The 24,363-nt window shown below is 68.1% G+C and carries 22 protein-coding genes and 6 tRNA genes; 19 read left to right on the forward strand and 9 right to left on the reverse strand.

Annotated features, from left to right (window positions below):
• Positions 1-38: 38 nt before the first annotated feature.
• Positions 39-110: transfer RNA gene (locus tag QRN53_RS08340), tRNA-Val, on the reverse strand.
• 284 nt (positions 111-394) lie between these two features.
• Here QRN53_RS08340 and QRN53_RS08345 point away from each other — a divergent pair.
• The 7 genes from QRN53_RS08345 to QRN53_RS08375 all read left to right on the forward strand — a co-directional run bounded on the left by QRN53_RS08345 (position 395) and on the right by QRN53_RS08375 (position 2,748).
• A tRNA-Gly gene (locus QRN53_RS08345) sits at positions 395-467 on the forward strand.
• A 47-nt stretch (positions 468-514) separates the two neighbouring features.
• Positions 515-585 (forward strand) — tRNA-Cys (locus QRN53_RS08350).
• A gap of 37 nt (positions 586-622) precedes the next feature.
• Positions 623-694: transfer RNA gene (locus QRN53_RS08355), tRNA-Val, on the forward strand.
• Positions 695-750: 56 nt separating this feature from the next.
• A tRNA-Gly gene (locus QRN53_RS08360) sits at positions 751-823 on the forward strand.
• Positions 824-854: 31 nt separating this feature from the next.
• Positions 855-926: transfer RNA gene (locus tag QRN53_RS08365), tRNA-Val, on the forward strand.
• Positions 927-1,073: 147 nt separating this feature from the next.
• Entirely contained in the window at positions 1,074-1,337 is a 264-nt protein-coding gene (locus QRN53_RS08370; protein ID WP_285243546.1) for an antitoxin, read from the forward strand.
• A 181-nt stretch (positions 1,338-1,518) separates the two neighbouring features.
• On the forward strand, positions 1,519-2,748 hold the full coding sequence (locus tag QRN53_RS08375) for a benzoate/H(+) symporter BenE family transporter (RefSeq protein WP_285243547.1): 1,230 nt from the start codon (positions 1,519-1,521) through the stop codon (positions 2,746-2,748).
• Here the strand turns inward: QRN53_RS08375 and zapE are convergent.
• Positions 2,745-3,782: a cell division protein ZapE gene (zapE, locus tag QRN53_RS08380; protein WP_285243548.1), complete on the reverse strand. Its 1,038-nt coding sequence runs from the start codon at positions 3,780-3,782 to the stop codon at positions 2,745-2,747. The two genes, QRN53_RS08375 and zapE, sit on opposite strands and share 4 nt — an antisense overlap.
• Before the next feature lie 216 nt (positions 3,783-3,998).
• Here zapE and QRN53_RS08385 point away from each other — a divergent pair, with 216 nt between their 5' ends.
• Genes QRN53_RS08385 through ybaK form a run of 3 tightly spaced genes read left to right on the forward strand, consistent with a single transcriptional unit; the run spans position 3,999 to position 5,941 of the window.
• The gene (locus QRN53_RS08385; protein ID WP_285243549.1) at positions 3,999-4,925 is read left to right on the forward strand and encodes a sulfurtransferase; all 927 of its coding nucleotides are present in this window, start codon (positions 3,999-4,001) and stop codon (positions 4,923-4,925) included.
• Positions 4,926-4,955: 30 nt separating this feature from the next.
• A complete protein-coding gene (locus tag QRN53_RS08390; RefSeq protein WP_285243550.1) occupies positions 4,956-5,417 on the forward strand; it encodes a SufE family protein in 462 nt (153 codons plus the stop codon).
• An 11-nt stretch (positions 5,418-5,428) separates the two neighbouring features.
• The gene (gene ybaK, locus QRN53_RS08395) at positions 5,429-5,941 is read left to right on the forward strand and encodes a Cys-tRNA(Pro) deacylase (RefSeq protein ID WP_285243551.1); all 513 of its coding nucleotides are present in this window, start codon (positions 5,429-5,431) and stop codon (positions 5,939-5,941) included.
• Here ybaK and QRN53_RS08400 read toward each other — a convergent pair.
• Genes QRN53_RS08400 through QRN53_RS08410 form a run of 3 tightly spaced genes read right to left on the reverse strand, consistent with a single transcriptional unit; the run spans position 5,938 to position 9,657 of the window.
• The gene (locus tag QRN53_RS08400) at positions 5,938-6,762 is read right to left on the reverse strand and encodes an SDR family oxidoreductase (protein ID WP_285243552.1); all 825 of its coding nucleotides are present in this window, start codon (positions 6,760-6,762) and stop codon (positions 5,938-5,940) included. The genes ybaK and QRN53_RS08400 overlap by 4 nt on opposite strands.
• A gap of 38 nt (positions 6,763-6,800) precedes the next feature.
• Positions 6,801-8,372: a succinic semialdehyde dehydrogenase gene (locus QRN53_RS08405; protein ID WP_285243553.1), complete on the reverse strand. Its 1,572-nt coding sequence runs from the start codon at positions 8,370-8,372 to the stop codon at positions 6,801-6,803.
• Position 8,373: 1 nt separating this feature from the next.
• Positions 8,374-9,657: an alpha/beta hydrolase family protein gene (locus QRN53_RS08410; RefSeq protein ID WP_502934834.1), complete on the reverse strand. Its 1,284-nt coding sequence runs from the start codon at positions 9,655-9,657 to the stop codon at positions 8,374-8,376.
• A gap of 127 nt (positions 9,658-9,784) precedes the next feature.
• Here QRN53_RS08410 and QRN53_RS08415 point away from each other — a divergent pair, with 127 nt between their 5' ends.
• The 9 genes from QRN53_RS08415 to QRN53_RS08455 all read left to right on the forward strand — a co-directional run bounded on the left by QRN53_RS08415 (position 9,785) and on the right by QRN53_RS08455 (position 19,844).
• On the forward strand, positions 9,785-10,276 hold the full coding sequence (locus QRN53_RS08415; RefSeq protein ID WP_285243554.1) for a hypothetical protein: 492 nt from the start codon (positions 9,785-9,787) through the stop codon (positions 10,274-10,276).
• Between the two features lie 56 nt (positions 10,277-10,332).
• On the forward strand, positions 10,333-10,809 hold the full coding sequence (gene msrB, locus QRN53_RS08420) for a peptide-methionine (R)-S-oxide reductase MsrB (RefSeq protein WP_285243609.1): 477 nt from the start codon (positions 10,333-10,335) through the stop codon (positions 10,807-10,809).
• 166 nt (positions 10,810-10,975) lie between these two features.
• The gene (locus tag QRN53_RS08425) at positions 10,976-12,343 is read left to right on the forward strand and encodes a DUF6421 family protein (RefSeq protein WP_285243555.1); all 1,368 of its coding nucleotides are present in this window, start codon (positions 10,976-10,978) and stop codon (positions 12,341-12,343) included.
• The gene (locus tag QRN53_RS08430; protein WP_285243556.1) at positions 12,340-13,068 is read left to right on the forward strand and encodes an SDR family NAD(P)-dependent oxidoreductase; all 729 of its coding nucleotides are present in this window, start codon (positions 12,340-12,342) and stop codon (positions 13,066-13,068) included. Before QRN53_RS08425 ends, QRN53_RS08430 begins: the two co-directional genes overlap by 4 nt.
• 40 nt (positions 13,069-13,108) lie before the next feature.
• A complete protein-coding gene (locus QRN53_RS08435) occupies positions 13,109-14,206 on the forward strand; it encodes a threonine aldolase family protein (RefSeq protein WP_285243610.1) in 1,098 nt (365 codons plus the stop codon).
• 58 nt (positions 14,207-14,264) lie between these two features.
• Complete coding sequence (locus QRN53_RS08440) at positions 14,265-14,915, forward strand: DUF3000 domain-containing protein (protein ID WP_285243557.1); 651 nt, start codon at positions 14,265-14,267, stop codon at positions 14,913-14,915.
• Positions 14,916-14,954: 39 nt separating this feature from the next.
• The gene (locus QRN53_RS08445; protein WP_285243558.1) at positions 14,955-16,289 is read left to right on the forward strand and encodes an HRDC domain-containing protein; all 1,335 of its coding nucleotides are present in this window, start codon (positions 14,955-14,957) and stop codon (positions 16,287-16,289) included.
• Between the two features lie 118 nt (positions 16,290-16,407).
• The gene (locus tag QRN53_RS08450; protein ID WP_285243559.1) at positions 16,408-17,688 is read left to right on the forward strand and encodes a thiolase family protein; all 1,281 of its coding nucleotides are present in this window, start codon (positions 16,408-16,410) and stop codon (positions 17,686-17,688) included.
• Positions 17,685-19,844 carry a 3-hydroxyacyl-CoA dehydrogenase NAD-binding domain-containing protein gene (locus tag QRN53_RS08455; protein WP_285243560.1) on the forward strand — a complete coding sequence of 720 codons (2,160 nt, stop codon included), beginning with the start codon at positions 17,685-17,687 and terminating at the stop codon, positions 19,842-19,844. Before QRN53_RS08450 ends, QRN53_RS08455 begins: the two co-directional genes overlap by 4 nt.
• 55 nt (positions 19,845-19,899) lie before the next feature.
• Here QRN53_RS08455 and QRN53_RS08460 read toward each other — a convergent pair whose 3' ends face one another.
• The 4 genes from QRN53_RS08460 to QRN53_RS08475 form a co-directional block, all read right to left on the reverse strand.
• On the reverse strand, positions 19,900-21,456 hold the full coding sequence (locus tag QRN53_RS08460) for an ABC transporter ATP-binding protein (protein ID WP_285243611.1): 1,557 nt from the start codon (positions 21,454-21,456) through the stop codon (positions 19,900-19,902).
• Between the two features lie 7 nt (positions 21,457-21,463).
• Complete coding sequence (locus QRN53_RS08465; RefSeq protein ID WP_285243561.1) at positions 21,464-22,252, reverse strand: energy-coupling factor transporter transmembrane component T; 789 nt, start codon at positions 22,250-22,252, stop codon at positions 21,464-21,466.
• Between the two features lie 7 nt (positions 22,253-22,259).
• Positions 22,260-23,111 (reverse strand): ECF transporter S component, encoded by an 852-nt coding sequence (locus QRN53_RS08470; RefSeq protein WP_285243562.1) that lies wholly within the window; start codon positions 23,109-23,111, stop codon positions 22,260-22,262.
• A gap of 196 nt (positions 23,112-23,307) precedes the next feature.
• Entirely contained in the window at positions 23,308-24,330 is a 1,023-nt protein-coding gene (locus tag QRN53_RS08475; RefSeq protein WP_285243563.1) for a nucleoside hydrolase, read from the reverse strand.
• Between the last annotated feature and the right edge of the window lie 33 nt (positions 24,331-24,363).

The raw sequence follows: 24,363 nt of genomic DNA on the forward strand, positions 1-24,363 counted from the left end.
CGTTTCCGCTGCGTATGAGCGGAAACGGACCTCTGCGGTGGGCGATACTGGGTTCGAACCAGTGACCTCTTCGGTGTGAACGAAGCGCGCTACCACTGCGCCAATCGCCCCGATGCATTTGAATGCTAGCCGACCATTGGGCCATTTGAAAAATCGGCGCCTGCCGGCCGCGCATATAGAGAGGTTGTCGGGGCCCGGCGGCTGCCCGCCAGCCGCCGTCCACTTCGAATTACACGCTTGTAAGTCGAAAAATTCGCGTGATGACGCGGAAGTGGGGCCGCATGACCATCATCCCTTGGGGGCAATTTGGAGAATCCCGGAACCTCCTATATTGTTTTTACTCGTTGGAACGCGAGGAAATGCCGGAAACGGCAAGGAATCAACCCTCCAAAATGCGGACGTAGCTCAGCTGGTAGAGCACCACCTTGCCAAGGTGGATGTCGCGAGTTCGAATCTCGTCGTCCGCTCGCAGGACACTGTCACAGCAAACATTCTTCGGAATTGACGCTAACACGGTGGGTTGGCCGAGAGGCGAGGCAGCGGCCTGCAAAGCCGTATACACGGGTTCGAATCCCGTACCCACCTCGGTGAAAACCATGGTTTCCGGTTTACCGGAGGCAATGGGCGATTGGCGCAGCGGTAGCGCGCTTCCCTGACACGGAAGAGGTCACTGGTTCGATCCCAGTATCGCCCACTCGGCAAGGAAACTTGCCGGCAGTATCCCGGAGTATCCGGAACAAACTGCACAATGCGGACGTAGCTCAGCTGGTAGAGCACCACCTTGCCAAGGTGGATGTCGCGAGTTCGAATCTCGTCGTCCGCTCTCTTATGTCCCATACCGGTCTTCCGGTTCCGGGCGATTGGCGCAGCGGTAGCGCGCTTCCCTGACACGGAAGAGGTCACTGGTTCGATCCCAGTATCGCCCACTGAAAAGCAGCAGCTCTCCGGAGCTGCTTTTTTATTGTCCCGGCATACGCTGCGGGCGAACGCGATTTCCTTGGCATGCCTTCGCGACGCGGCTAGGATCGGTTGCGCGAGGAGCGACCTGGCTCCGCGATCGAAGGGAGGTGCTCGTGGGTTTACTTGACGATCTAAAGGGCAAGGCTCAGGGTCTGATCCGAGGCAACGAGCAGGCCATCAAGGACGGCATCACCAAGGCCGGCGATTTCGTCGACACCAAGACCGGCGGCAAGTACGCAGGCCACGTCGACAAGATCCAGGATGGCGCTTCCAAGCTCGTTGACAAGAACGGAACTCCCGGCCAGGCACCTGCCGCCGGGCAGGTTCCGCCGGTTGCTCCCGGAAATCCGGTTCCGCCGGCTGACAGGACGCCGTAAAGGATTTGGCCAGGGGCCCTTGCCCCGGCACGTCAAGGAGGTGCGGGTCCCGCCGGGAGGCGGCACCTGCACCTTTGTCGTTTAAGGGCAGCTTCCGGTTGCGCCCTGAACCGGCCACGGCCGCTGCCCGCGGGCACCTTCACATTGCCGGTTCGCCGGTACGCGCCGGTAACCTGCCGGTATGCCTAAGTCCGCAGCGTTTCCCAAAACATCACACACCGGGCGGCCACGGCTGGATTCCCGGCCCGTGGTCGCCGGCATCGTCACGGCACTGGTGGGCTTCACGTCGTCATTTGCGGTGGTCCTGGCCGGCCTGAAGACAGTGGGTGCCGATCCCGCGCAGGCCGCCTCCGGGCTGCTGGCGGTCACGCTCGCCGTCGGGCTTGGTGTGCTGTTACTCGCCTGGCGCTCCCGGGTTCCGGTGACCCTGGCGTGGTCAACGCCGGGTGCGGCGTTGCTGGCAGCGTCGGGAACGCCCGACGGCGGCTGGCCGGCCGCCGTCGGGGCCTTCCTTGTGGCGGGCGTACTGCTGGCGCTGACCGGACTGGTGCCCGCGCTCGGCAGGCTGATGGCAGCAATCCCCACCTCGCTTGCGCAGGCGATGCTGGCAGGGGTCCTGCTTCAGTTATGCCTGGCCCCCTTCAAGGCCTTGGGCACGGTCCCGCTGTTCGTGGCGCCCGTGATCCTGTGCTGGCTGCTGATGATGAAGTTTGCTCCACGGTGGGCGGTGCCGGGCGCGCTGCTGGTGGCCTTGCTGGTGATCGGGATCCAGCTGGCGGCCGGCGGGACCACTATCGGAGCCGAAGCCCTCGTGCCTGCCCTGGTGTGGACCACCCCCGTGTTCACCCTGCAGGCGTTGGCGGGCATCGCGGTCCCCTTGTTCGTGGTGACCATGGCGTCGCAGAACGTTCCCGGGGTGGCCGTCCTGCGGTCGTTCGGATACGAAACCCCGTGGCGGCCCGCCATGCTGGTAACGGGTGCGGGCACCGTACTGGGAGCGCCGTTTGGCGGCCATGCCATCAATCTTGCCGCGCTCAGCGCCGCGCTTGCCGCCGGCGAGGAGGCCGGCGCGGACCGGAGCAGGCGGTGGATCGCCGGTTTCGTCTCCGGGCCCGCGTACCTGGTGTTGGCTGCGTTTTCCGCCGCCCTGGTCACCGTGGTGGGTGCGGCACCGGCGGGAATGCTCGAAGCTGTCGCAGGCCTCGCCCTGCTGGGTACCCTCGCCTCGGCGGTATCGGCCGCATTGGCGGACCCCGAAGACCGGATCGCTCCAGCGGTCACCTTCCTGATGGCGGCTTCGGGCCTGGCCTTCGCCGGAATCGGGTCAGCGTTCTGGGCGCTCCTTGCCGGCCTGGCAGTGCGGGCGCTCCTGGTTCCACTCCGGCGTCCCGTAGCGGAACGGGCCGACTAAGAGGGTTCGTGGTTCTGGCCTTCACGGGCCAGCGCGGTGAGGCGGGAAACGGCACGGAAGTACTTCTTCATGTACCCGCCGGTCATCATTTCCTCGGTGAACAGCTTGTCGAACGGGACACCGCTGGCGAGGATGGGAACGTCCTTGTCGTAGAGCCGGTCCGCCAGGACGACGAACCGGAGCGCCACGGCCTGTTCGCTGATGGTTTCCACGTTCCGCCACACCACGCCGTCGATGCCGTCGATAAGCTGCCGGTAGCGGCTCGGGTGCACGCCCGCCAGGTGGTGGATCAGGGTTGAGAACTCGTCCTGCGCCACGGTCTTGCCGTCGAACTCGGCTTTCATGTGCGCGTTCAGTTCGCTGTTCCTCAGCGGGGCGGGAGCAGCCGGAAGGCCACGGTGCCGGAAGTCCTCACCGTCGATGCGGATGACCTCGAACTGGTCCGCGAGCACCTGGATCTCGCGCTGGAAATCCACTGCCGCGAACCGGCCGTCGCCCAGGGATCCGGGGAGGGTGTTGGACGTGGCAGCAAGCTTGACGCCGGCGTCGGCCAGTTCCCGCATGAGCCTGGACATCAGGACGGTATCGCCCGGATCGTCGAGTTCGAATTCGTCGATGCACACCAGCTTGTAGCTGCTCAGCGCCTCCACGGTCTTGCGGAAGGACAGGGCGCCCACCAGGTTGGTGTACTCCACGAACGTGCCGAAGGCCTTGGGTCCGGGCGCTGCGTGCCAGAGCGACGCGAGCAGGTGGGTCTTGCCAACGCCGAACCCGCCGTCCAGGTAGATCCCCGCCCTGGATTCGTCTTTCTTGCCGAACAGCTTCTTGAATAGGCCGCCCCCGTTACCCGCTCCGACGCCGCCGGCAAATTCTTCCAAGGCGTTCACTGCGGCAGCCTGGCTTGGCTGCTTGGGGTCCGGGCGGTAGCTCGAAAAGGAAACCTCCCCGAACCGCGGCGATGGGTAGAAGCCCTTGAGGAGTTCGTCCACCGAAACTGCCGGAGTACGGGCGGCAAGCTGTTCGATCTGTACCAAGGTGGTCCGTTCTGCTCGTGGGTGGTCCCCAGAAAGGATACCGGCAACGGGCGCCGCAGCCGGGGTCGGCGGGGTCCCCGGCACGGCCGCGTGACCAAGCCAACATTTCGCCCTATTAACGGAATACGGACAACGCCGGGGGCGCTGGCTAGGGTGGGAACAGGTTCCAATGCCGGTCCCACGGTTCTCCGTGCCCTTAGTGAAAGGCCAAACGCCATGCCCTACCCGGTTGAACAGAATGAGAAGTTCGCAGCCTACGCCCACCCCGAGCGGCTCGTTTCCACGGAGTGGCTGGCCGCCGCCATCGAAGGCGGCGCGGTGGCCGACGGCGGGCTGATCGTGGTCGAATCCGACGAAGACGTCCTCCTGTACGAAACCGGCCATATCCCCGGCGCCGTCAAGATCGACTGGCACACGGACCTGAACGACGACGTGGCCCGCGACTACGTTGATGGTGCCGCCTTCGCTGAACTCGCGGCGTCGAAGGGCATTTCGCGGGACAGCACCGTGGTGATCTACGGCGACAAGTCCAACTGGTGGGCCGCCTACGCCCTTTGGGTGTTCACGCTGTTCGGCCACAAGGACGTCCGGTTGCTGGACGGCGGCCGGGACAAGTGGATTGCCGAAGGCCGCGAACTGACCAGGGACCGGCCCGCTCCCGCTGCCGGAAACTACCCGGTGGTCGAGCGTGACGACGCCCCCATCCGCGCCTTCAAGGATGACGTCCTGGCCCACTTGGGCACCGGTCCCCTGATCGATGTCCGCTCCCCCGAGGAATACACCGGCCAGCGGACGCACATGCCGGCCTACCCCGAAGAAGGCGCCCTGCGCGGCGGCCACATCCCCACTGCCGCCTCCATCCCGTGGGCCCGTGCGGCCGCCGAGGACGGGACGTTCCGCAACCGCGAAGAACTCGAAGCCATCTACCTTGGCGAGGCCGGGTTGGCCAAGGGCGACGACGTCGTTGCGTACTGCCGGATCGGCGAGCGGTCCAGCCACACCTGGTTTGCCCTGAAGTACCTCCTGGGCTTCGAGACCGTCCGCAACTACGACGGATCCTGGACGGAATGGGGCAACGCCGTCCGCGTGCCGATCGTCAAGGGCGTCGAGCGCGGTTCCGTCCCCGTCAGCGTCAGGGCCTGACTCCCGGCTTCCCCGCGTAGACTTGGAACGATGACTACTCAAGCTTTGCCCACCGCCCTGGCGGCGATTGTGGACGATTTCCAGGCCCTGTCCGAACCCGAGCGGCTCCAGCTGCTGCTGGAGTTCTCGGAGGGGTTGCCGGAACTGCCCGAGCGCCTCAAGGACCACCCTGAACTCCTCGAGCAGGTGGTGGAGTGCCAGTCGCCGCTGTTCCTCACCATCGAGACGGAGAAGGACGACGCCGGCCCGGCAGGCGTGGTGCATCTCTATTTCAAGGCCCCGGCCGAGGCTCCCACCACGCGGGGTTTTGCCGGCGTGCTCCATGAGGGCCTGGATGGCTTGTCCGCCGGGGAGATCCTGTCCGTCCCCGATGACATGCCGGAACTGCTGGGTCTCACCCGCGCCATCACGCCGCTCCGCATGCGGGGCATGACGGCCATGTTGGGCCGGATCAAGCGCAAGGTGGCCGTCGCTTCACGCGCCAACGGCTGACCCCGTACACGATGGCGCGCAAGAATGCTTTCCAGGGAACCCCGGCCACTGCGGCCTTGACCGCGGCCGGGGTTCCCTTTGTGTTGCACCCTTACAACCACGATCCCGCCGCCGGCAGCTACGGTGCGGAGGCAGCCGCCGCCTTGGGCATCGATCCGTTCCGGGTCTTCAAGACCCTGATGGTGGACGTCGAGGGGAGGCTCGCCGTTGGCATCGTGCCGGTCAGCGGGACCCTGGACCTTAAGGCCATGGCGGCGGCGCTCGGTGCGAAGAAAGCGTCCATGGCTGATCCCGCTGCCGCCCAGCGGCGGACCGGCTATGTCCTGGGCGGCATCTCACCCCTCGGCCAGCGGCTGTCCTCCCCCACTGTCCTGGACTCAAGCGCGTTGGCACTGGAGACCCTGCTGGTCTCCGGCGGCAGGCGCGGACTGGACATCGAGCTGGCACCCACGGACCTGATCCGGCTCACGGACGCCGTGGCGGCTCCGGTCAGTTCGGTCAGCACCGGACGTTCCGGGCCTTAGCCGGGCGGTTGCTGCCCGGAGCGGCCGGTGAAGTTGTCCATGGTCCGGTTGACACCCAGCACGTCCATGAGCCTGTCGAAGGCGCCGACGGGGAGGATTCGAAGCACCGGCAGCAGGTTGACCACGGGCGGCAGGAACAGTTTGCGGCAGCCGGCCTCGATGGCGTCAAGGACCTGGTTTGCCACCTGCTCTTCCCGGAGGATGGGCAGCAGGCGCGGCCAACGGGTCCGAACGCCGTCGAACATCCCGGTGTCAATGTAATAGGGGCAGACCACCAGGGTATTGATCCCGGTCCTGGCGGCGCGCAGCTCGGCGCGGAGGGATTCGTCGAAGCCGAACGCGGCGAACTTGCTGGCTGAGTAGTCGGTCTGGCGGGCGACGCCCACCAAAGCGGCGGCACTGGCGATGGTCACCACGGTTCCACGGCCGCGGCCCACCATGCCGCCGAGGAAAGCGCGCGTGACCCAGTACAGGGACATGACGTTGACCTGCATGGTCCGTTCGATGTCCTGGTCCGTGGCGTCCAGGAGCCTCCTGCCGCTGACCACTCCGGCGTTGTTGACCACAATGTCAACGGGCCCGGCCACCGCTGAAGCGGCCTTGACGGCACTGATGTCCGTCACGTCAACGGCCTGCGCTTCGGCGGAGCCGCCTGCGGCACGGATTTCATCCCGGACTGCCGCTCCGCGCGCGGCGTCCACATCCCAGATCACCACCCGGCTCCCGCGTGCTGCGGCGCCGAGGGCCAGGCGCCGGCCCAGACCGTTTCCACCTCCGGTGACCAGCAGCGTTGCACCGTAAAGCCTGGTTCCTCTGGCCATGTCAGTCCTCCTGGGGTTTCGGCGCCACGGACACTGTCCTAGCGGCCTCGGGGAAGGCGGCCCATCAGTGTGATGGCCCGTTTCATGATGCGTGCATAAGACTTGTTCGACATTCCCGCGGCCGGCGCCACGCGCAGCAGCCGCTGCACGGCGATGGTTTGCGGCTCGGTGTACTTCAGCATGCCTTCCCGGCCATGGCGGCGGCCGGATCCGGAATCCTTCATTCCCCCGATCGGTGCGTCGTGGGAGGCCCAGGTGGCGGCATAGCCTTCGTTGACGTTGACGGTGCCCGTCAGCAGCCTGCGGCCAACTTCTTCGCCGTGGCGGGCAGACCAGACGCTGGCGTTCAGTCCAAAGTCGGAGTCGTTGGCCAGGGCCACGGCTTCGTCGTCATCCGCTGCCCGGTAGATGGCGACCACAGGCCCGAACGTCTCTTCGCGGGCCATGAGCATGTCGCCGGTGACGCCTGCCAGGACGGTGGGTTCATAAAACAGCGGTCCCAGGTCAGGCCGCCTCCGGCCTCCTGCGAGAAGTTCAGCGCCTTTGGCCAGCGCATCCTGGACGTGGCTGTCCACCCGCTCAACCTGCGTCTGGCTGATGAGTGAGCCCATGCCGATGTCCCAGTCGGGCCCCGGCCCCAGGCGTATACCCTTCACCTTGGCGGTAAAGGCGGCAACGAAGGAGTCGTAGACGGCCGTGTGCACATAGATCCGTTCAATGCTGACGCACAGCTGGCCGGAGTTGGAAAAGCAGGCGTGCACCGCACCGCCGGCAGCCCTGCCAACGTTTGCGTCCGCGAGCACGAGCATGGGGTTCTTGCCGCCGAGTTCGGCGGAAAAGCCAATGAGCCGGGCGCTGCACTGCCGGGCGACGGTCTTGCCGGTTTCCGACGATCCGGTAAACATCAGGAAATCGACCTGCCGGATCAAAGCTGGACCTATCTCTGTGCCAGGGCCGGTCACGATCTGGAACAAGTCTGCCGGAAGGCCGGACTGACGAAGCAGCCTGAGCATCAGGAGCGCCGTGAAAGGGGTCTGGGAATCCGGTTTCAGGACGATGCCGTTTCCGGCCAACAGCGCGGGAATCGCGTCCGAGACCGCGAGGGTCAACGGATAGTTCCACGGACTGATGATGCCCACGACGCCTTTGGGCAGCAGGTATTCGGTGGTGCGGGTCAGGGCCGGGAACGCCCCCTTCCGGCGGCGCGGCCGGAGATACCCCTCCGCGTTGCGTTCGTAATAGTCCGCCGTCATCACAACGTCAGCGAACTCTTCGAAGGCACTCAGCCGCGACTTGCCGCTTTCAGCCTGGACCAGGTCCAGGACGTCCCGCTCCCGGTCCACCAGGAGGTCGCGGAACCGCCGGATGACGGCCCGGCGTTCGGCGACCGGCCTGGCTGCCCAGCCGCGCTGTGCCTCGCGGGCAGTGCTGACAGCAGTATCGACGTCGGGCGTGCTGCACAGCGGGACAGCCCCCACCGGCGAGCCGTCAAACGGTGCGTAGGTGGCGTGCCGCGGGCCGTCCGGCGCCGCGGACACCAGCCACTGGAGTCCGGCAGCCAGGTCCCGGCCGCGGGCGGTCAAGGCCGTGACACCGCCCGGCGCGGCCACGTCAGGCCCCTGCCGGGGTGGCCCGGCCAAGCGATCCCGGGTTGAGCCGGGGGGCGAGCTGTTGCCGGAGCCAGGCTTTGACCAGCCGTTCCCAACGCTCCGGATCAACGTTCCATTCCTTGGTGTGCCGCGCGTGGTTGAAGGTCTCGAACGTGACCATCTCGGGATTGCGCTCGGCCAGCAGGGCCGAGGGTCCATACGGCACGTACTCGTCGTCAACGCTGTGGATGACCAGCGTGGGGGTCCGCAGCTCGACGGCCCGGGAAACCCAGTCCATGACTTTCAGGTCAACGGGAGCCGAGAGGCCGGTGAGCCGGCGTCCCAGCGGATGGCCCAGCATCAGCTGCCCGTACCGGCCCACCAGCGACGGGATCCGGTTCAGCTGGGCGTGGTGGGCCAGCACCGTTACCCAGTCGATGACGGGTGCGTCGAGAACCATCGCCCGGATCAGGTGCCGGTAGCGGGACAGGTCGGCAGTCTGCAGGCAGATGGCACCGCCCATGGACCAGCCGAACAGGACCACCTCCCCGGCCCCGTTGGCCAGCGCGTACTCGATGGCCGCTTCGATGTCCTGCCATTCCGTTGACCCCAGGCCATAGCGCCCGTCATCGGCCGACGGAGCAAGCCCGTCGTTCCGGTAGGACACCAGCAGGCTGGTCAGGCCAAGTTCCAGCGCCGGGCCCACCGCCCGCAGGGCTTCCTGCCGGGTTGCGCCGCGGCCGTGGACCATGATGGCCCATGTCCGCGCGGTCCCTTTGGCCCGCACCAGCCAGGCAGGTGCCTCGCCGCGCTCCACGGGGATAAGCGCGTCCTCGAATGGAATGCCGACGGCGGCCGGGTCAGGGTAGGTGGCGCCGCTCCACCATCCCCAGCGGGCCGTGGAGAGGTCTCCGCTGTAGACGGCTTCCACCTCGCGCAGGACGGTCCGTTCCGCAGGCGAGTAGGACACGATGCGGCCGATCCGGGCGTGGCCCTTGCCGCCGTCGAAGAAGAAGCCGTACACCCCGTCAACGGTGGTGTCGTCGTTGGCGGCCAGGATCACCTGCTGTTTGTGCCCGTCACGGATCACGGCGAGGACTTCCTTGTCCGCCGCGCGCTGCCGCGCCGGGGTGATCACCCTGCGCGCAAAGTACACGGCCAGGGCGGAGGAACCGGCTCCGAGCAGGCCGGCCAGTGAGCCGCCGGCAATGGCCCCGCCCACTGCCCACTTCGCTCCCGGCGACATCCCGCCGGAATCCCGGGTGGGTGCAGTCAGTGCAGGGCGCGCTCGCCGGAAAGGTGCCATGGCTCTATTCTTACCGGCGTTGCGGCGGATACCCGCATTCGCGGGCGGCTGCGGCACGCCCCGCGGCAATCCGACGGTGTTCGCGGGGCGCTGTGCGGGCGTGCGCGGGCCGGACTAGGCTATGCCCATGAGTGATCCAATCGTCATCCTGACAGAAGAACCCCTGGGCGCGGACGACCGCCTGAACATCGAACGGCTCGTGGACGGGTCGGACAGCAGCCTGGTGGTCCTTGTGCCGGCCAATACAGAACGGCATCTGCTGGTGGACTTCCTCGAAAACCTGTCCATGCTGGACGTTGCCAAGGCATTCAGGGACCTTGCGGGCCGCACTCCGGATGACGCCGCCGAGCGGGTCCATGCGGATGAGACACTCGCCGCCTCCCTCGCAGCCTTGGCGGGACTGGGCTCCGGGGTGACGGGCCAGGTGGTGGCCGGCAAGGCGGTGGACAGCCTGGTCTCGACGGTCAAGGAGTCCGGTGCCTCGCAGGCGGTGGTGATCACGCGGCCGCACGCCGTGGCGGATACCTTCCATACTGACTGGGCCAACAAAGCCCAGGACCAGCTCGGCGTTCCCGTGCTCCATCTGTACGCAGGCTCGGGATTTATCGGCGACTCCTGAGCGTTGGTACTGCCATGAGCATCTTTGGAAACATCTTCGGTCAAAACGCAACGGGCATGGTGGACGCCGGCGGGCAAGCGGACACCAAGGAAGGCGCTGCCCCGGAAACCGCCGTGCAGAAAAGCGATGCACAGTGGCGGGAAGAACTGACGCCGGAGGAATACCGGGTCCTCCGCCAGGCCGGTACGGAACGCCCCTATACCGGCGAATACTGGGACACGCACACGGCCGGGGTCTACCAGTGCCGCGCCTGCGGGACGGAACTGTTCACCAGCAACGAGAAGTTCGATTCCCACTGCGGCTGGCCGTCCTTCTGGGCACCCCTGGCCGAGGGAACCGTGCGCTACATCCACGACCGGACCTTGGGAATGGACCGCGTGGAAGTGCGTTGCGCCGCCTGCGACTCGCACCTGGGCCACGTGTTCGAAGGTGAAGGCTACGGCACACCCACCGACCAGCGGTACTGCATCAATTCGGTGTCCCTGCGGCTCGTCGAAAAGGAAGGCCCTGACGACGCACCGTCCGGCAACTGAGGCGCAGGCTCCCCTCCCGCCGATCAATCAGTCCGATGCTGGCCTCAAGGTCGGTGCAAGCGTCTGGAGGCCAACAGTTTCTTACGCTCAGCGCCTCCGGGCATAAGTCATTCTGGTTGCTTGTTACGCTCACCAGAGCAGCAAGCAACCAGAAAGGCAGCCGACCATGACACAGGCCCTGACCACCGCCGTGGCGGGAATTTCCGCCCGGAACGAAGACTGGCTCCGGCTCAAGGGCGCCGCCACCGCCCTGCAGGCCCTCCAGTCCCAGGACGGCTCGGTTCCCGAGGCCGGGAACCACGCCGAGGCGTCCCGGCATGTGTCCGCCATCATCGACGCCGTCCAGGCCCTGGCGCCCGCGTTCCCCCACGACGCGGCCTACCTGGACGCCCTCCGACAGGACTTCGCCGCGTGGGCAGCCGGCGGGTTTGCGGTGCCGGACTTCCTGTCCTCGCTGCTGGCGTTCCAGCCGCAGGACCTGCGCCGGGACGGTCTCCAGCATCTGGTGGTCTTCCCCATGTACACCCAGAACGGCAGCAGCAGCCGGCTGGTGGAGGCCGTTCTCATCGAGGTCATCTGGCCGGAATTCATTGCCGGGCTGGAGGCAGGGGATTACTCGAACAAGCTGTTCGTGCCCATCCGTTTCCTGGACTTCACCCCCGGCTACGACACGAACTCCGCCGTGCTCTTCCCCGAGACCGTGGCCGTCAGCCGGACCCCCACCTTCACCTGGGGCGCCATCTTCGCGGACCGCGAGGCAGCGAGGTTCCGCCGCGTCCTCAAGGCTGCCGCGGACATCACCTCACTGGAACTGCCGGCAGGCGCCGCCGAACTGCTGGCCGACCAGGACCTGACCGAAGCCACCTTCGTCATGTGGGACCTCATCCACGACCGGACCCACATGCGCGGGGACCTGCCCTTCGACCCCTTCATGATCAAGCAGAGGATGCCCTACTTCCTGTACTCCCTGGAAGAATTGCGCTGCGACCTCACGGCCTTCCGGGAGTCGGTACGGATCGAAAAGGATGACGACGCCGATCCCCAGGCGAGGCGGCACGCCAAACTGGTGCAGTACGCCATCATCTTCGACCGGATCTTCCGGTTCGCCATCACCGGCAACCGGGTGCGCAACTACGACGGCCTGGGCGGCCAGCTCCTCTTTGCCTGGCTGCACCAGCAGCACGTGCTGCACTGGACGGACACCCGGCTGACCATCGACTGGGACGAGGTGGCTGACGCCGTCATCGCCCTGGGCGAGAGCATCGACGAACTCTACTGGCGCTCGATCGACCGCCCCAAGACCGCCCACTGGCTGGCCGCCTACCAGCTGGTGTCGGCAACCGTCACCCCCAACCCGGCCTCCGTCTGGGCCAAAGGCCCGGACGCCCTGCCGCTCGCGGGAACCCCCCGCGGCCTGACGGACCAGGTGCTGGACGACGAATTTCCGCTGTCCATGTTCTACGAAGCATTGGAGAAGAAGATGCGCCCGGTCATCGAATCAACCGCCGGAATCACCGGCCGGTCAGCGCTGTGAACCAGTCACCGGACGGGAAGGCGCTGACAATCCTGGTCACGGGCGGCAGCGGCGCGTCCGGAATCGCCGTTGCCCGGGCCCTGGCCGGCGCCGGACACCGGGTGGCCACGGTGGGCTCGGACGCGGCCCGCATCAAGGCGGCCGCCGCAGAGGCGGGCGGCGACGTCACACCGTTCGCATGCGACCTCGCCGCATTGGCTGACGTCCGTCAGCTTCGCGAAGATGTGGGCGAGGCCTTGGGAACGGTGGACGCGGTGATCCACCTGGTGGGCGGCTGGCGCGGCGCAACGGGCATCGCAGACCAGTCCGACGACGACTGGGCGTTCCTGGAGCGCGGCGCCATCACCACCCTGCGCAACGTCTCACGCGTCTTTTTCGACGATATCGCCGCCTCCGCGCATGGCCGCTTCGCGATGGTGTCCTCCACCGCCCTGGACAAGCCCGCCGCAGCAGTGGCCAGCTACGTGGCAGCGAAGGCCGCCGCGGAAGCCTGGACCATGGCCATGGCGGACGGCTTCCGAAAGGCTTCGAAGGACGGCGGCGGGCAGGCGGCCGCGGTGGTCCTGGTGGTGAAGGCCCTGGTGGATGACAGACTGCGCCGCAAGCATCCGGAACGCTCCTTCCCCGGGGCAACGGACGTCGCTGACCTGGCCGCCGCCGTCGTGCGGTTGTTCAACACCCCCGGCGCCGAACTGAACGGTGCCCGGCTCCGGCTGGCGGACTGACCGCCGCCACTGTCCCTACACTGAAAGCGTGAGCAATCCTATGACGACCACAGCACAAACACGCGCCCCGCAGCGGCTGCACGACCCCGGCGTGCGCGGCTTCGCCTCCGACAACTACTCGGGAGTCCACCCCGAGGTCCTGGCAGCCCTGGCCGCCGCCAACGAGGGCCACCAGGTCTCCTACGGCGAGGACGACTACACCGCCCGGCTCCACGAGGTGATGGTTGACCACTTCGGCGCGGGCATCGAATGCTTCCCGGTCTTCAACGGCACGGGCGCCAATGTCGTGTCGCTGCAGTCCCTGCTCCCCCGCTGGGGCGCCGTGGTGTGCGCTTCCACCGCCCACATCAACATGGACGAGAACGGCGCGCCGGAACGAATCGGCGGCATGAAGCTGCTGCACGTCCCCACGCCCGACGGCAAGCTGACGCCGGAACTCATCGACCGGGAAGCCTGGGGCTGGGGCGACGAGCACCGCGCCCAGCCGCTGGCGGTCTCCATCACCCAAACCACGGAACTGGGCACCTGCTACACCCCCGAGGAAGTGCGGGCCATTGCCGACCACGCGCACGCCAAGGGCATGAAACTGCACATGGACGGGGCCCGGCTGGCCAATGCGGCAGCCCACCTGGGTGTGCCGTTGCGTGCCTTTACGCGGGACGCGGGCGTGGACATCCTCTCCTTCGGCGGCACCAAGAACGGGTTGCTCTACGGCGAAGTGGTAGTGGCTCTGAACCCCGAGGCAGCACACGGCCTGGTGTACCTGCGCAAGATGGACATGCAGCTCGCCTCGAAGATGCGCTTCCTGTCGGCCCAGTTCATCGCCTTGCTTGAAGGCGACCTGTGGCTCCGTTCGGCCTCGCATGCCAACGCCATGGCCACCAGGCTCCGCGCCGCCGTCGACACCATTGAGGGTGTCCGGCCCACCCGGAAGACTGAATCCAACGGCGTGTTCGCCGTCCTTCCGCCGGGGGTGGCTGACCGGCTGCGCAGCTCCTTCCGCTTCTACGACTGGGACGAGGCCGCCGGCGAAGTCCGGTGGATGTGCTCCTTCGACACCACCGAGGAAGACGTGGACGCCTTCGCCGCCGCGATCCGCAACGAACTGCGGGACTACCGGGACAGCCGGGCCGGGTGACCGGCCCGTGACGGCGAGCCTTCCCCTCCGGCCGCGTCCGGCACCGTAATCTGCCAAGGTGAACGCACTTGACCAGGTTCCCCCGGCATTCCTCGATGCCTTGGGAACCCTCAGGAAGGCACAGTGCCGCAAGGAACTGCGCCTCGCCGAGATCCCCGCACCCGCACGCCTGGCACCTTTCGCCGTCGCGCTGGGCGCCGAAGTCATGGCGCCCGGCGCCGGCACGCCCGCAACTCCCGTGCACGGCCCCGCGGCCATGGCCTTCGCGGCCGCCCCGGCCACCGGGGACGAGGACGAAACGGAACTCGCCACCGGGCGCTTCATCCTGCTCCACGACCCCGACGGCTCGGCCGTCTGGGACGGCGAGTTCCGCATCGTCACCTACATCCGCGCCGAACTGGAACCGGACATGGGCAATGACCAGATGCTCGGAACCGTCGCCTGGACCTGGCTGGTGGAAGCGCTCGAAAACCACAAGGCGGCCTACCGGGCGGCCGGCGGCACCGCCACCCGCGTCCTCTCCGAAAGCTTCGGCACCCTGGCCGGCCGGCCTGGCTCCATCGACATCGAACTCAGGGCCTCCTGGACTCCGGATTCCTCCGACGTCCAGGCGCACCTGGAGGCGTGGTCTGACATGGTGTGCACCTTCGCCGGCCTGCCGCCCCTCCCCGACGGCGTCACCGCCCTCCCGCACCGGCGCCGAAGCTGACCGGGCTTTGACTGACCTGCCCGGTAAACTGGGAAAATCATGACCCCAAACATTCCGGAAAACACCACAGCCGGCGTCCCGGCTGATGCTGCCGCAGCCCATATCACCGTGGAGGGCTTCGACAGCCCCATCCCCGAAATCATCGACCTCGACTCGCCCCGCGACGGCGTTCCCCTGGTCATCGAAACCCAGTCCGGCCTGGAGCGCTGCGCCGCCGCCATCGCTGCCGGCACCGGGCCCGCGGGGGTGGACGCCGAGCGCGCTTCCGGATTCCGCTACGGCCAGCGGGCCTTCCTGGTCCAGATCCGCCGGGAAGGGGCCGGAACCTGGCTGATCGATCCCGAACCATTCGGGAACCTGGACATCATCAACGACGCCCTGCGGGGCGTCGAGTGGATCCTGCATGCCGCCAGCCAGGACCTGCCCTGCCTCTCCGAACTCGGAATGTGGCCGGACAAGCTCTTCGACACCGAGCTCGCCGCGCGCCTGGCGGGGCTGCCCCGGGTGGGCCTCGCCGCCGTCATCGAGCAGTTGCTCGGATTTGGCCTGGCCAAGGAGCACTCAGCGGCCGACTGGTCCACCCGCCCGCTGCCCGAACCGTGGCTGCGTTATGCCGCCCTGGACGTCGAAGTCCTCACGGAGCTGCGCGAGGAACTCATCGAGCTGCTGCAGGCTGACGGGAAACTCGAGTACGCGGAGCAGGAATTCGCCGCCATCCTTGCGGCCGGCATCGCTCCCCCGCGCGTGGATCCGTGGCGGAAGACCTCAGGCCTGCACCAGATCCGGGACCGCCGGCAGCTTGCCGCCGTCCGGGAGCTGTGGCTGGAACGCGATTCACTGGCGCAAAAGCGCGACGTCGCCCCTGGCCGGCTCATTCCGGACTCCGCCCTGGTGGCCGCGGCAAAGGCCATGCCCGCCACCGTGCCCCAGCTGCTGGGCACCAAGGGATTCCACGGCAGGGCGGCACAGCGCGAGGCCCCGCGCTGGCTGCGGTGCATCGCCGCAGCCCGGGACCTTGAGGACCTCCCGCCCCTGCACCTGGCCACCAACGCCCCGCCGCCGCCGCGGGTCTGGGCAGACCGGGATCCGGAGGCCGCCGCCCGGCTTGCCACCGCCCGGCCGCTCCTCCAGGAGAAGGCGGAGGAGCTGAAGTTGCCGCTCGAAAACCTGCTCACGCCCGACTTCCTGCGCCGCGTGGCCTGGCGCCCGCCGGCCGAGGTCACGCAGGAAGCAATTTCCGCCGAGTTGCGGATGCTCGGTGCCCGTGAGTGGCAGGTGGGACTGACTGCGCCCCTGATCGCCGAGGCGTTCCTGAACCCGCAGCCGCTGCCGCCCCGGGAACCCAAGCCCATCGCTGCCGCGGGCGGCGAATAACCAACGCCTTCGGCCCTTGCGGGCTAAGTTACTCACGAGTAACATCGATCGTACCGACGCCATGCTGCTGCCGCCCTCCGGCATGCACCCGGCGCTACGTCTCGATGAGGAGTTACACGTGAGCCAGCACGGAAGCGGCGCATCCCCGCGCACTGTCCGCGACGTCGTCTTTGTGGACGGCATCCGAACACCCTTCGGCAGGGCCGGCGAGAAAGGGATCTATGCCGGGACCCGGGCCGACGACCTGATCGTCAAATGCATCCGCGGCCTGTTGCGCCGCAACCCGTCACTGCCGGCGGAGCGGATCGACGAAGTGGCCGTCGCCGCCACCACCCAGACCGGAGACCAGGGGCTCACCCTGGGCCGGACCGCTGCCCTGCTGGCAGGGCTTCCGCGGACGGTCCCGGGCTTCGCCATCGACCGGATGTGCGCCGGCGCCATGACAGCGGTCACCACCACGGCAGGCAGCATCGGTTTCGGCGCCTACGACGTAGTGATCGCCGGCGGCGTTGAGCACATGGGCCACCACCCCATGGGATCGGGCGCGGACCCCAACCCGCGGTTCATGTCCGAGCGCCTGGTGGACCCGGCAGCCCTGAACATGGGCAACACCGCCGAAAACCTGCACGACCGCTTCCCGGCCATCACCAAGCAGCGCACCGACGCCTACGCGGTGGCTTCCCAGGACAAGCTTGCCGCCGCCTACCAGGCGGGCAGCATCCAGCCGGACCTGGTTCCGGTGGCCGCCAGGAAGCCGGGCCAAGGCTGGACCGTCCACAGCAAGGATGAACCACCCCGCCCCGGAACCACGATGGCGGACCTCGAAAGCCTCCGCACCCCCTTCCGCGCGCACGGCAGGGTCACCGCCGGGAACGCCGCCGGGCTGAACGACGGCGCCACCGCCGCTGTCCTGGCGTCCTCCGAAGCCGCCGCCGAACTGGGGCTGCCGGTGAAGATGCGGCTGGTCAGCTACGCCTATGCCGGCGTGGAACCCGAGGTCATGGGCATCGGTCCGGTACCGGCCACCGAAAAGGCGCTGAAGAACGCGGGCCTGACCATCGAGGACATCGGCCTGTTCGAGATCAACGAGGCCTTTGCCGTGCAGGTCCTGAGTTTCCTGGACCACTATGGCATCGCCGACGACGACCCCCGGGTCAACCGGTATGGCGGGGCGATTGCCGTGGGCCACCCGCTCGCATCCTCAGGGGTCCGGCTGATGATCCAGCTGGCCCGCCAGTTCGAGGAAGACCCCTCGGTGCGCTACGGCATCACCACCATGTGCGTGGGCCTGGGTATGGGTGGCACAGTGATCTGGGAGAACCCCCACCACCCCGACTACAGTGGAACCCCCTCGGGGGAGACCGCCGCCACCACCGTTTCCGAAGGAGCCACCGCATGAGCGCCGCAGATTACCGCAAGTTGGCAGACCTGTTCCCCAACGAAACCGTGACCCACTCCTACGTGCAGGACATCCTCCTGCCGGGCACGGACGGCAAGCCGGGCCCCGGAACGTTCGCCCTCATCACCCTGGACAACGACCTCGACCACACCAAGCCCACCACCCTGGGACCCAACACGCTGGTGGAACTCGGCACGGCGCTGGAGGGCCTGCGTGAACGTGCCGCCCGAGGTGAGATCGTCGGCGTCGGCGTCACCGGAAAGCCGCACTACCTGGTGGCCGGCGCGGACCTCTCCGCAGTGAAATCGCTGGAAAAGCGCGAGCACGGACTCTGGATGGCACAGCTGGGCCACGACGTCTACGCGACCCTGGCCAACCTTGGCGTCCCCAGCTTCGCCTTCATCAACGGCGCAGCCTTGGGCGGCGGCCTCGAAATCGCCCTCCAGTCCACCTACCGGACCGTGTCCAGCGGAGCAGGCGCGATGGCACTGCCGGAGGCTTTCCTGGGCCTGGTGCCCGGGTGGGGCGGGGTCTACATCCTGCCCCGGCTGACCGGGCCGGAGAACGCCGTCAAAGTCATGATCGAGAACCCGCTCAGCAACAACCGCACCTTGTCCGGCGCGCAGGCGTTCGCACTGGGCATCGCGGACGCCATCTTCGAACCCGCGGATTTCCTGGAACAGTCGTTGGCATGGGCCGCGGACGTCATCTCCGGCGGCGTCGTCCCGGAACGTTCCAACGCAGTCGACCCTTCCGCCCCCGGGGTGGAAGCCCGCTGGCAGGCCGCGGTGGCGGCCGGCCGGAAGTTCGTGGAGGCCAAGACCTCCAACGCGTCGCCGGCACCGGGAAAGGTCCTTGACCTCCTCGAGGCCAACCGCACCATGACGGCGGCGGAATCCGCCGCCCTCGAGTGCGAGACCCTGGCCGAGCTGATGCAGACCGACGAGTTCCGCTGCACCGTGTACGCGTTCCTGGACCTGGTGCAGAAGCGTGCCAAGCGGCCGGCCGGGGCACCCGACCGCAAGCTCGCCCGCCCGGTCACCAAGGTGGGCGTGGTGGGCGCCGGCCTCATGGCCGGCCAACTGGCGCTGCTCTTCGCACGCCAGCTCAAGGTGCCCGTTGTGCTGACCGACATCGACCAGGTCCGGGTGGACAAGGGGGTGGCCTACGTCCACGCAGAAGTGGACAAGCTGCTGGGCAAGAAACGCCTCAGCCAGGACGCCGCCAACCGTACCAAGGCGCTGGTGACCGGTTCGGTGTCCAAGGAGGCCTTCGCTGATGCGGACTTCGTGATCGAGGCAGTCTTCGAAGAACTCAGCGTCAAGAAGCAGGTGTTCAAGGAAGTCGAGGCAATCGTCTCTCCGGAGTGCATCCTGGCCACCAACACATCCTCGTTGTCCGTAACGGCGATGGCTGCGGACCTGGAGCACCCGGAGCGCCTGGTGGGGTTCCACTTCTTCAACCCCGTGGCCGTCATGCCGCTGCTGGAAGTTGTGCGTGCCCCGCGGACCGACGACGCCGTCCTGGCCACCGCCTTCGAGCTGGCCAAGGCGCTGAGGAAGAGCGCCGTGCTGGTCAAGGACGCGGCCGCGTTCGTGGTCAACCGCATCCTCCTGCGGCTCATGGGGGAAGTCACCGCGGTCTTCGATGAGGGAACCCCAGCCGAAGTGGCCGACACTGCGTTGCGTCCCATGGGGCTTCCCATGTCGCCTTTCACGCTCCTGGCCATGGTGGGCCTGCCGGTGGCCCAGCACGTCCAGGAATCGCTGCACGAGGCATTCGGCGACCGCTTCCCGGTCTCCGCCAACCTTGCCAGGCTCATCGACAACAACGTGAAAGCGCTCTGGGAAACTGCCCCTGACGGCTCCCGGACCATTCCGCAGGCAACCACCAGCCTGATGTCCTTTGGCGCCAATCCCTCCACCGCGGAGCAGGTGCTGCGGCGCGTCCAGGATGCCCTGGCCGAGGAAATTGGCCTGATGTTGGACGAGGGCGTCGTGGCAGGCCCGGAAGACGTGGACCTGTGCATGATCCTTGGCGCGGGCTGGCCCCTGTTCCTGGGCGGCATCACACCCTACCTGGACCGGGTGGGAGCATCCGAGCGGGTGAACGGCCGGCGTTTCCTCGCCCCCGGCGTGGCGTCCCGTCCCGCCTAGCCAGTGGCGTCCCGCCTGGCCGGCCCCCGTCAGCCCTGGGCCCCGGAGGGGATGGTCAGGCGGGGACCAGCCGGCCGCCGTCGAGAGCCACGGTACGGTGCGCCACTGATCGTGCGTAGCCCAGGTCATGGGTAACGAGCACGACGGCGGCACCTTCCGCGGCTGCCAGGCGGACGGTTGCGTCCAGCAGGGCCAGTCCGTCTCCGTCCAGCGCCACAGTGGGTTCATCCAGTGCCAGGACGGCGGGCTTGCGCGCCAGGACGGTGGCGAGGGCCAAAAGGCGCTGGGCTGACGCCGGCAGCTCGGCGGGGTGTTCCTGGGCAGCGTCCGCCAGCCCCACGGATGCCAGCGCCGCCGTGGCACGTTGGGCTGCCAGGGCCGGACCGACCAGGCGGGCAAGGCCAAAGCTGACCTCCCGCAGCGCGGACCGTTCGAAAAGTTGGTCCCGGGGCTGCTGGAACAGCAAGCCCACCGAGGCCGCCGTCCGCCCCACCGGTGCGCCCGAGATGTCGGCCCCCCGGACCAGCACGGACCCCGCGGTGGGGCGGAGCAGCCCGTTGAAATGCCGCAGGAGCGTTGATTTACCTGCACCGTTGGGCCCGGTGACGGCCACGATTTCGCCCGGATGGACGGCAAGGTCGGCGCCCCGAAGCACCAGCGGAGGGCCGCCCGGCTCCCCCGTGGGTCCGGCCTTCCGCAGCCGCCTGCGGGCTCCCGGCCCGGCCGGGTACGCGAAGTCGACACCCCGCAGCTGCAACGCCGGAATACCCGTCTGCGGCACCCCGGGCCGGGAAACGGCGACCGGGGCCGGCACGGGGGCGGGGCGACGGATGGCAGGCGGCAAGACCCCGGAGCCGGTCCCCATGGCGGCGGGCGGACCGCTGCCGGTGACAGTCCCCCCGGACAGCACCACCCACGTGCCGGCCTCCAGCAGCAGTGGATCAATAGCCTGGCTGAGGATGACGACGGCGGTCCCGCGGGCCAGGAGGTCCCGCACCACGGCTGCGAGCCCGTCGGCGCCGGCCGCGTCAAGGGAGGCGAACGGCTCGTCCATGACCAGCACCGGGGGTCCGGTTATGATGGCGCAGCCGATCGCCAGCCGGCGGAGCTGGCCGCCCGAGAGCCTGGCAGGATCCTGTTCCAGTTGGTCGTGCAGGCCCAACAGCGCCGCGGTGCGCCCCACCGCGGCTTTCATGGCGGCACGTTCCATCCCGGAGTTCTCCAGGCCGAACGCGAGTTCCTCAGCCACGGTGGACCGGACGGTGGACAGGACCGTCGCAGGGTCCTGTGGAACGAAGCCCACGTGCCGGCCCCACTGGGCGGGATCGATCCGGGGATCTGAAGGGCCGCCGTCGAACTCGAGCCGGGAGCCGGACAGCTCCAGGAAGCCGGCCAGTGCTCCGTGGCCCCCTGGCGGCAGCCAGGCCGCCAGGAGGCGCCCCAGGGTGGACTTGCCGCTGCCGGATGCACCCAAAATCGCGGTGAAGGAGCCCGCCGCGAAGGAAACGGTGACGTCGCGCAGGGCAGTTGTTTCGTCGTCGTGGAACGTAAAGGACCGGATACCGGCAGCAAGGACCGGGCGGTTGGCGCGAACGGCCTTACCGGCATCCATCAGGCGCTCAGGCACTGGCACCTGCCTGGACCAGGCGCAGCACCAGGGCTGCCGCGGCAACAAGCACCAGAACGGCCCGGGCGGTTCGCTGCAGCCGCGAGTCGGGCACTTCCCGGTAGCTGGTCCTGGGTCCGGCGTTGCTGAGTCCGCGTGCTTCCAGGGCTGCGGAGCGGGTGCCGGCATCCTCCACCAGGGACAGGACCAGGGGAACCGCCTGGAGCCGGAACGCAGCAACCCTGGACAAAAGGCCGCGCGTGACTACCAGCCCCCGCGACTCCTGGGCCTGGCGGATCCGCCGTGCCCGGGCACTGATGGCCGGAAGCAGGGTGAGGGTGGAGGCCAGCACGAAGGCGAACCGGCCCTGCACGCCGCGGGCGGACAACGCCGCCACGAGGTCAGGAACGCTGACGCTGAACGAGAAAACCAGCAAGGCCAGGACCACAGCGCCCAGCTGCAGGATCCGCCGACCGGCGAAGCCCAGGCCCTCCGCCGTGACCCGTCCCGGGCCCCATTCGGCCAGGACGGTGGTTCCCTCGGGAAAGAACAGCCCGTGCAGCATCACCAAGGACAGGCTCAATGGAACCAGGATTGCCGCGGCGGCAGCCACCACGCGGCGGGCGGTGCCCCCTGCCGCCGAGAGCCCCAGGGAGGCGGCAAGCACGGTGAGTGAAAGCGGCCAGCTGCCGGCCGCCGTCGTAATGACCGCTGTACTCCCGGCAGCAGCAAGCAAGGTCAGCGGATTCAGGCGCCCTGGCCTGTCCGGCCCGGCGGCCGTGCGTGGGGAGGATGCGGTCACGGCGTGGTCAGTTGTCCCGGGCAGCGCCCTGCGCCGGTGCCTCAGTGGTCGCGGCCGGGGCCTTGCCTGCCAGGACCCGGTGGCGGCGCAGGAACGGGAACTGCTGCCGTGCCCTGCGCGGCAGGGCGTAGACGAGGATGGCCACGATGGTGAACACGATGGCCTTGTCCATGGGGTCGGAGATCAGTGCCTGCTTGGTGATGGCCGCCAGGAGGGTGTCGCCCATGGCACGGAAGGCGCTGACGATCGCGCCTGTGGCCACTCCCGAGGTTCCGCCGAAGACGAACGCCGCCACCGGGGCGGACACCACGCCGGCGATGATGCCGGTGACGAAACCGGCCACCGGGGCGAGGTAGAAACGGCGGAAGAGGCCGTAGCGGGCGGCCAGCCCGGCAAGGCAGCCGATGAGCGCTGCGCCGGCCGCGAAAGGCAGCACGGTGGGGTTGAAGAAGGACCAGACGATGCTGCTGAGTGCGCCGGTGGCAGCGCCGGCGGCAGGACCTGCCAGCACGGCGATCAGCACGGTACCGATGGCGTCGAGGTAGAAGGGCACCAGGGTGCTGCCAACAAACTGGCCCAGCACGATGTTCAGGACCAGCGCCACCGGTATCAGCACCAGCGTGGACGCGGGCAGTGTGGGCAGGACGGCCACGATCAACAGGACGGCCCCTGCCAGGAAACCGGAGAGCGCGATTAGGGCCGAGGCACTCCCCGGACCCCCGGTGATGTCGGACGGCTGGTTCAGGACCAGGTAGACGTAGGTGGCGGCGATGGCCAGGGCGCCGAGGATCTCCAGCAGCCGGCGGCGGCGGGCCGCCGGGCGTTCCTGGGACGGAAGCGTCAGGGAGGGCGATGACATGGGGAATGTTTCCTTCGGGTGCGGGCAGTGGCCCGGCAGAACCGGGCTTGGGTGGAGCTGCCTATGTCACCTCGGCAGCAGCCGGCGGCAACTGCGCCGGGCCGGTCCGTGGCCCATTCTACCGGGCATTTCCGGGCCGGAGTCCGGCGGTAGTCCGGTAATCCGGCGTGCCCCGCGAGGACCGCGCCGGGGCGGCCTAACCCACCCGCCAGGCCAGGCCGCCGACGGCTGACACCAGTTCCCGGAACGCCTGCCCGGGGTTGTTGCCGGAAACAATCCTGGCGTTGGGCGGCGCGCCCCACAGTCCTCGGTAATCGGCCACGGTGGTTCCCATCAGCAACGCAGAATCGGTCTCGACGTCCACTGTGGCGGGGCGGACGCTGTACTCGAGCGTGCCCGCGGCAACCCCGGCGGCGAAGAAATCATGGACGTGCGCCAGGTAGCCCTGGTCGTACAGCCGGTGGAACTCGAAGTAGAACCGCAAGGCGTCGGAGAGATGGCGGATGAGGGTGTTGCCGGACGTACTGCGCAGGCCCTCGGGCTGCTCCGGCAGGACCAGTTCCGGCGCCGCACCGGCCGCCTCGGCGAGCTGCCGGACGTGTTCCGGGCGTAACTCCATCCGCTCGGTGGTGTCCAGCGAACAGACGATCGGCAGCTTCGCCAGCGGTCTGCCGCGGTACGCCGCGTACACCTCCTTGGCCGCGTGCGGGTCCACGTGGGTGTTCCACTCAGCCGTCGGGGTGGTGTTCCCCTGGTGGTAGAAGCTCCCGCCCATGATCACCACTCCGGCCAGGAGGTCAGGCAGGTCGGGCTCCTGGCGGAGGGCCAGGGCGAAATTGGTCAGCGGTGCGGTGATGAGGGCGGTGAGCTCCCCCGGCCTGGCGCGGGCGTGTTCCACCCACAGGTCGACGGCGTTCCGCGCCGACACCCGCCCGGCCGGCTCGGGCAGCACAGCGTGGCCAATCCCCTGCGGACCGTGGGTTTCGGGTGTGGTGGTAAGCGGAATGGACAGCGGCCCGTGCGCCCCGATGGCCACTTCGACGCCCGGCCGGCCGCAGAGTTCCAGCAATGCCAGGGTATTGCGGGCCACCTGCCCGGCGTCCACGTTTCCGGGCGTTGCGGTGACGCACACGAATTCCGTCTCCGGCAGCGCGGCGAGGTAGGCCAGCGCCAGGGCGTCGTCAATGCCGGTATCGACGTCCAGCAGGTAGGAGGTCACAGTCGCGGTACTTCCCGTGCTCTGGGTTTTCCG

It is taken from the genome of Pseudarthrobacter sp. fls2-241-R2A-127 (genome assembly GCF_030209355.1).
Classification (GTDB): domain Bacteria; phylum Actinomycetota; class Actinomycetes; order Actinomycetales; family Micrococcaceae; genus Arthrobacter.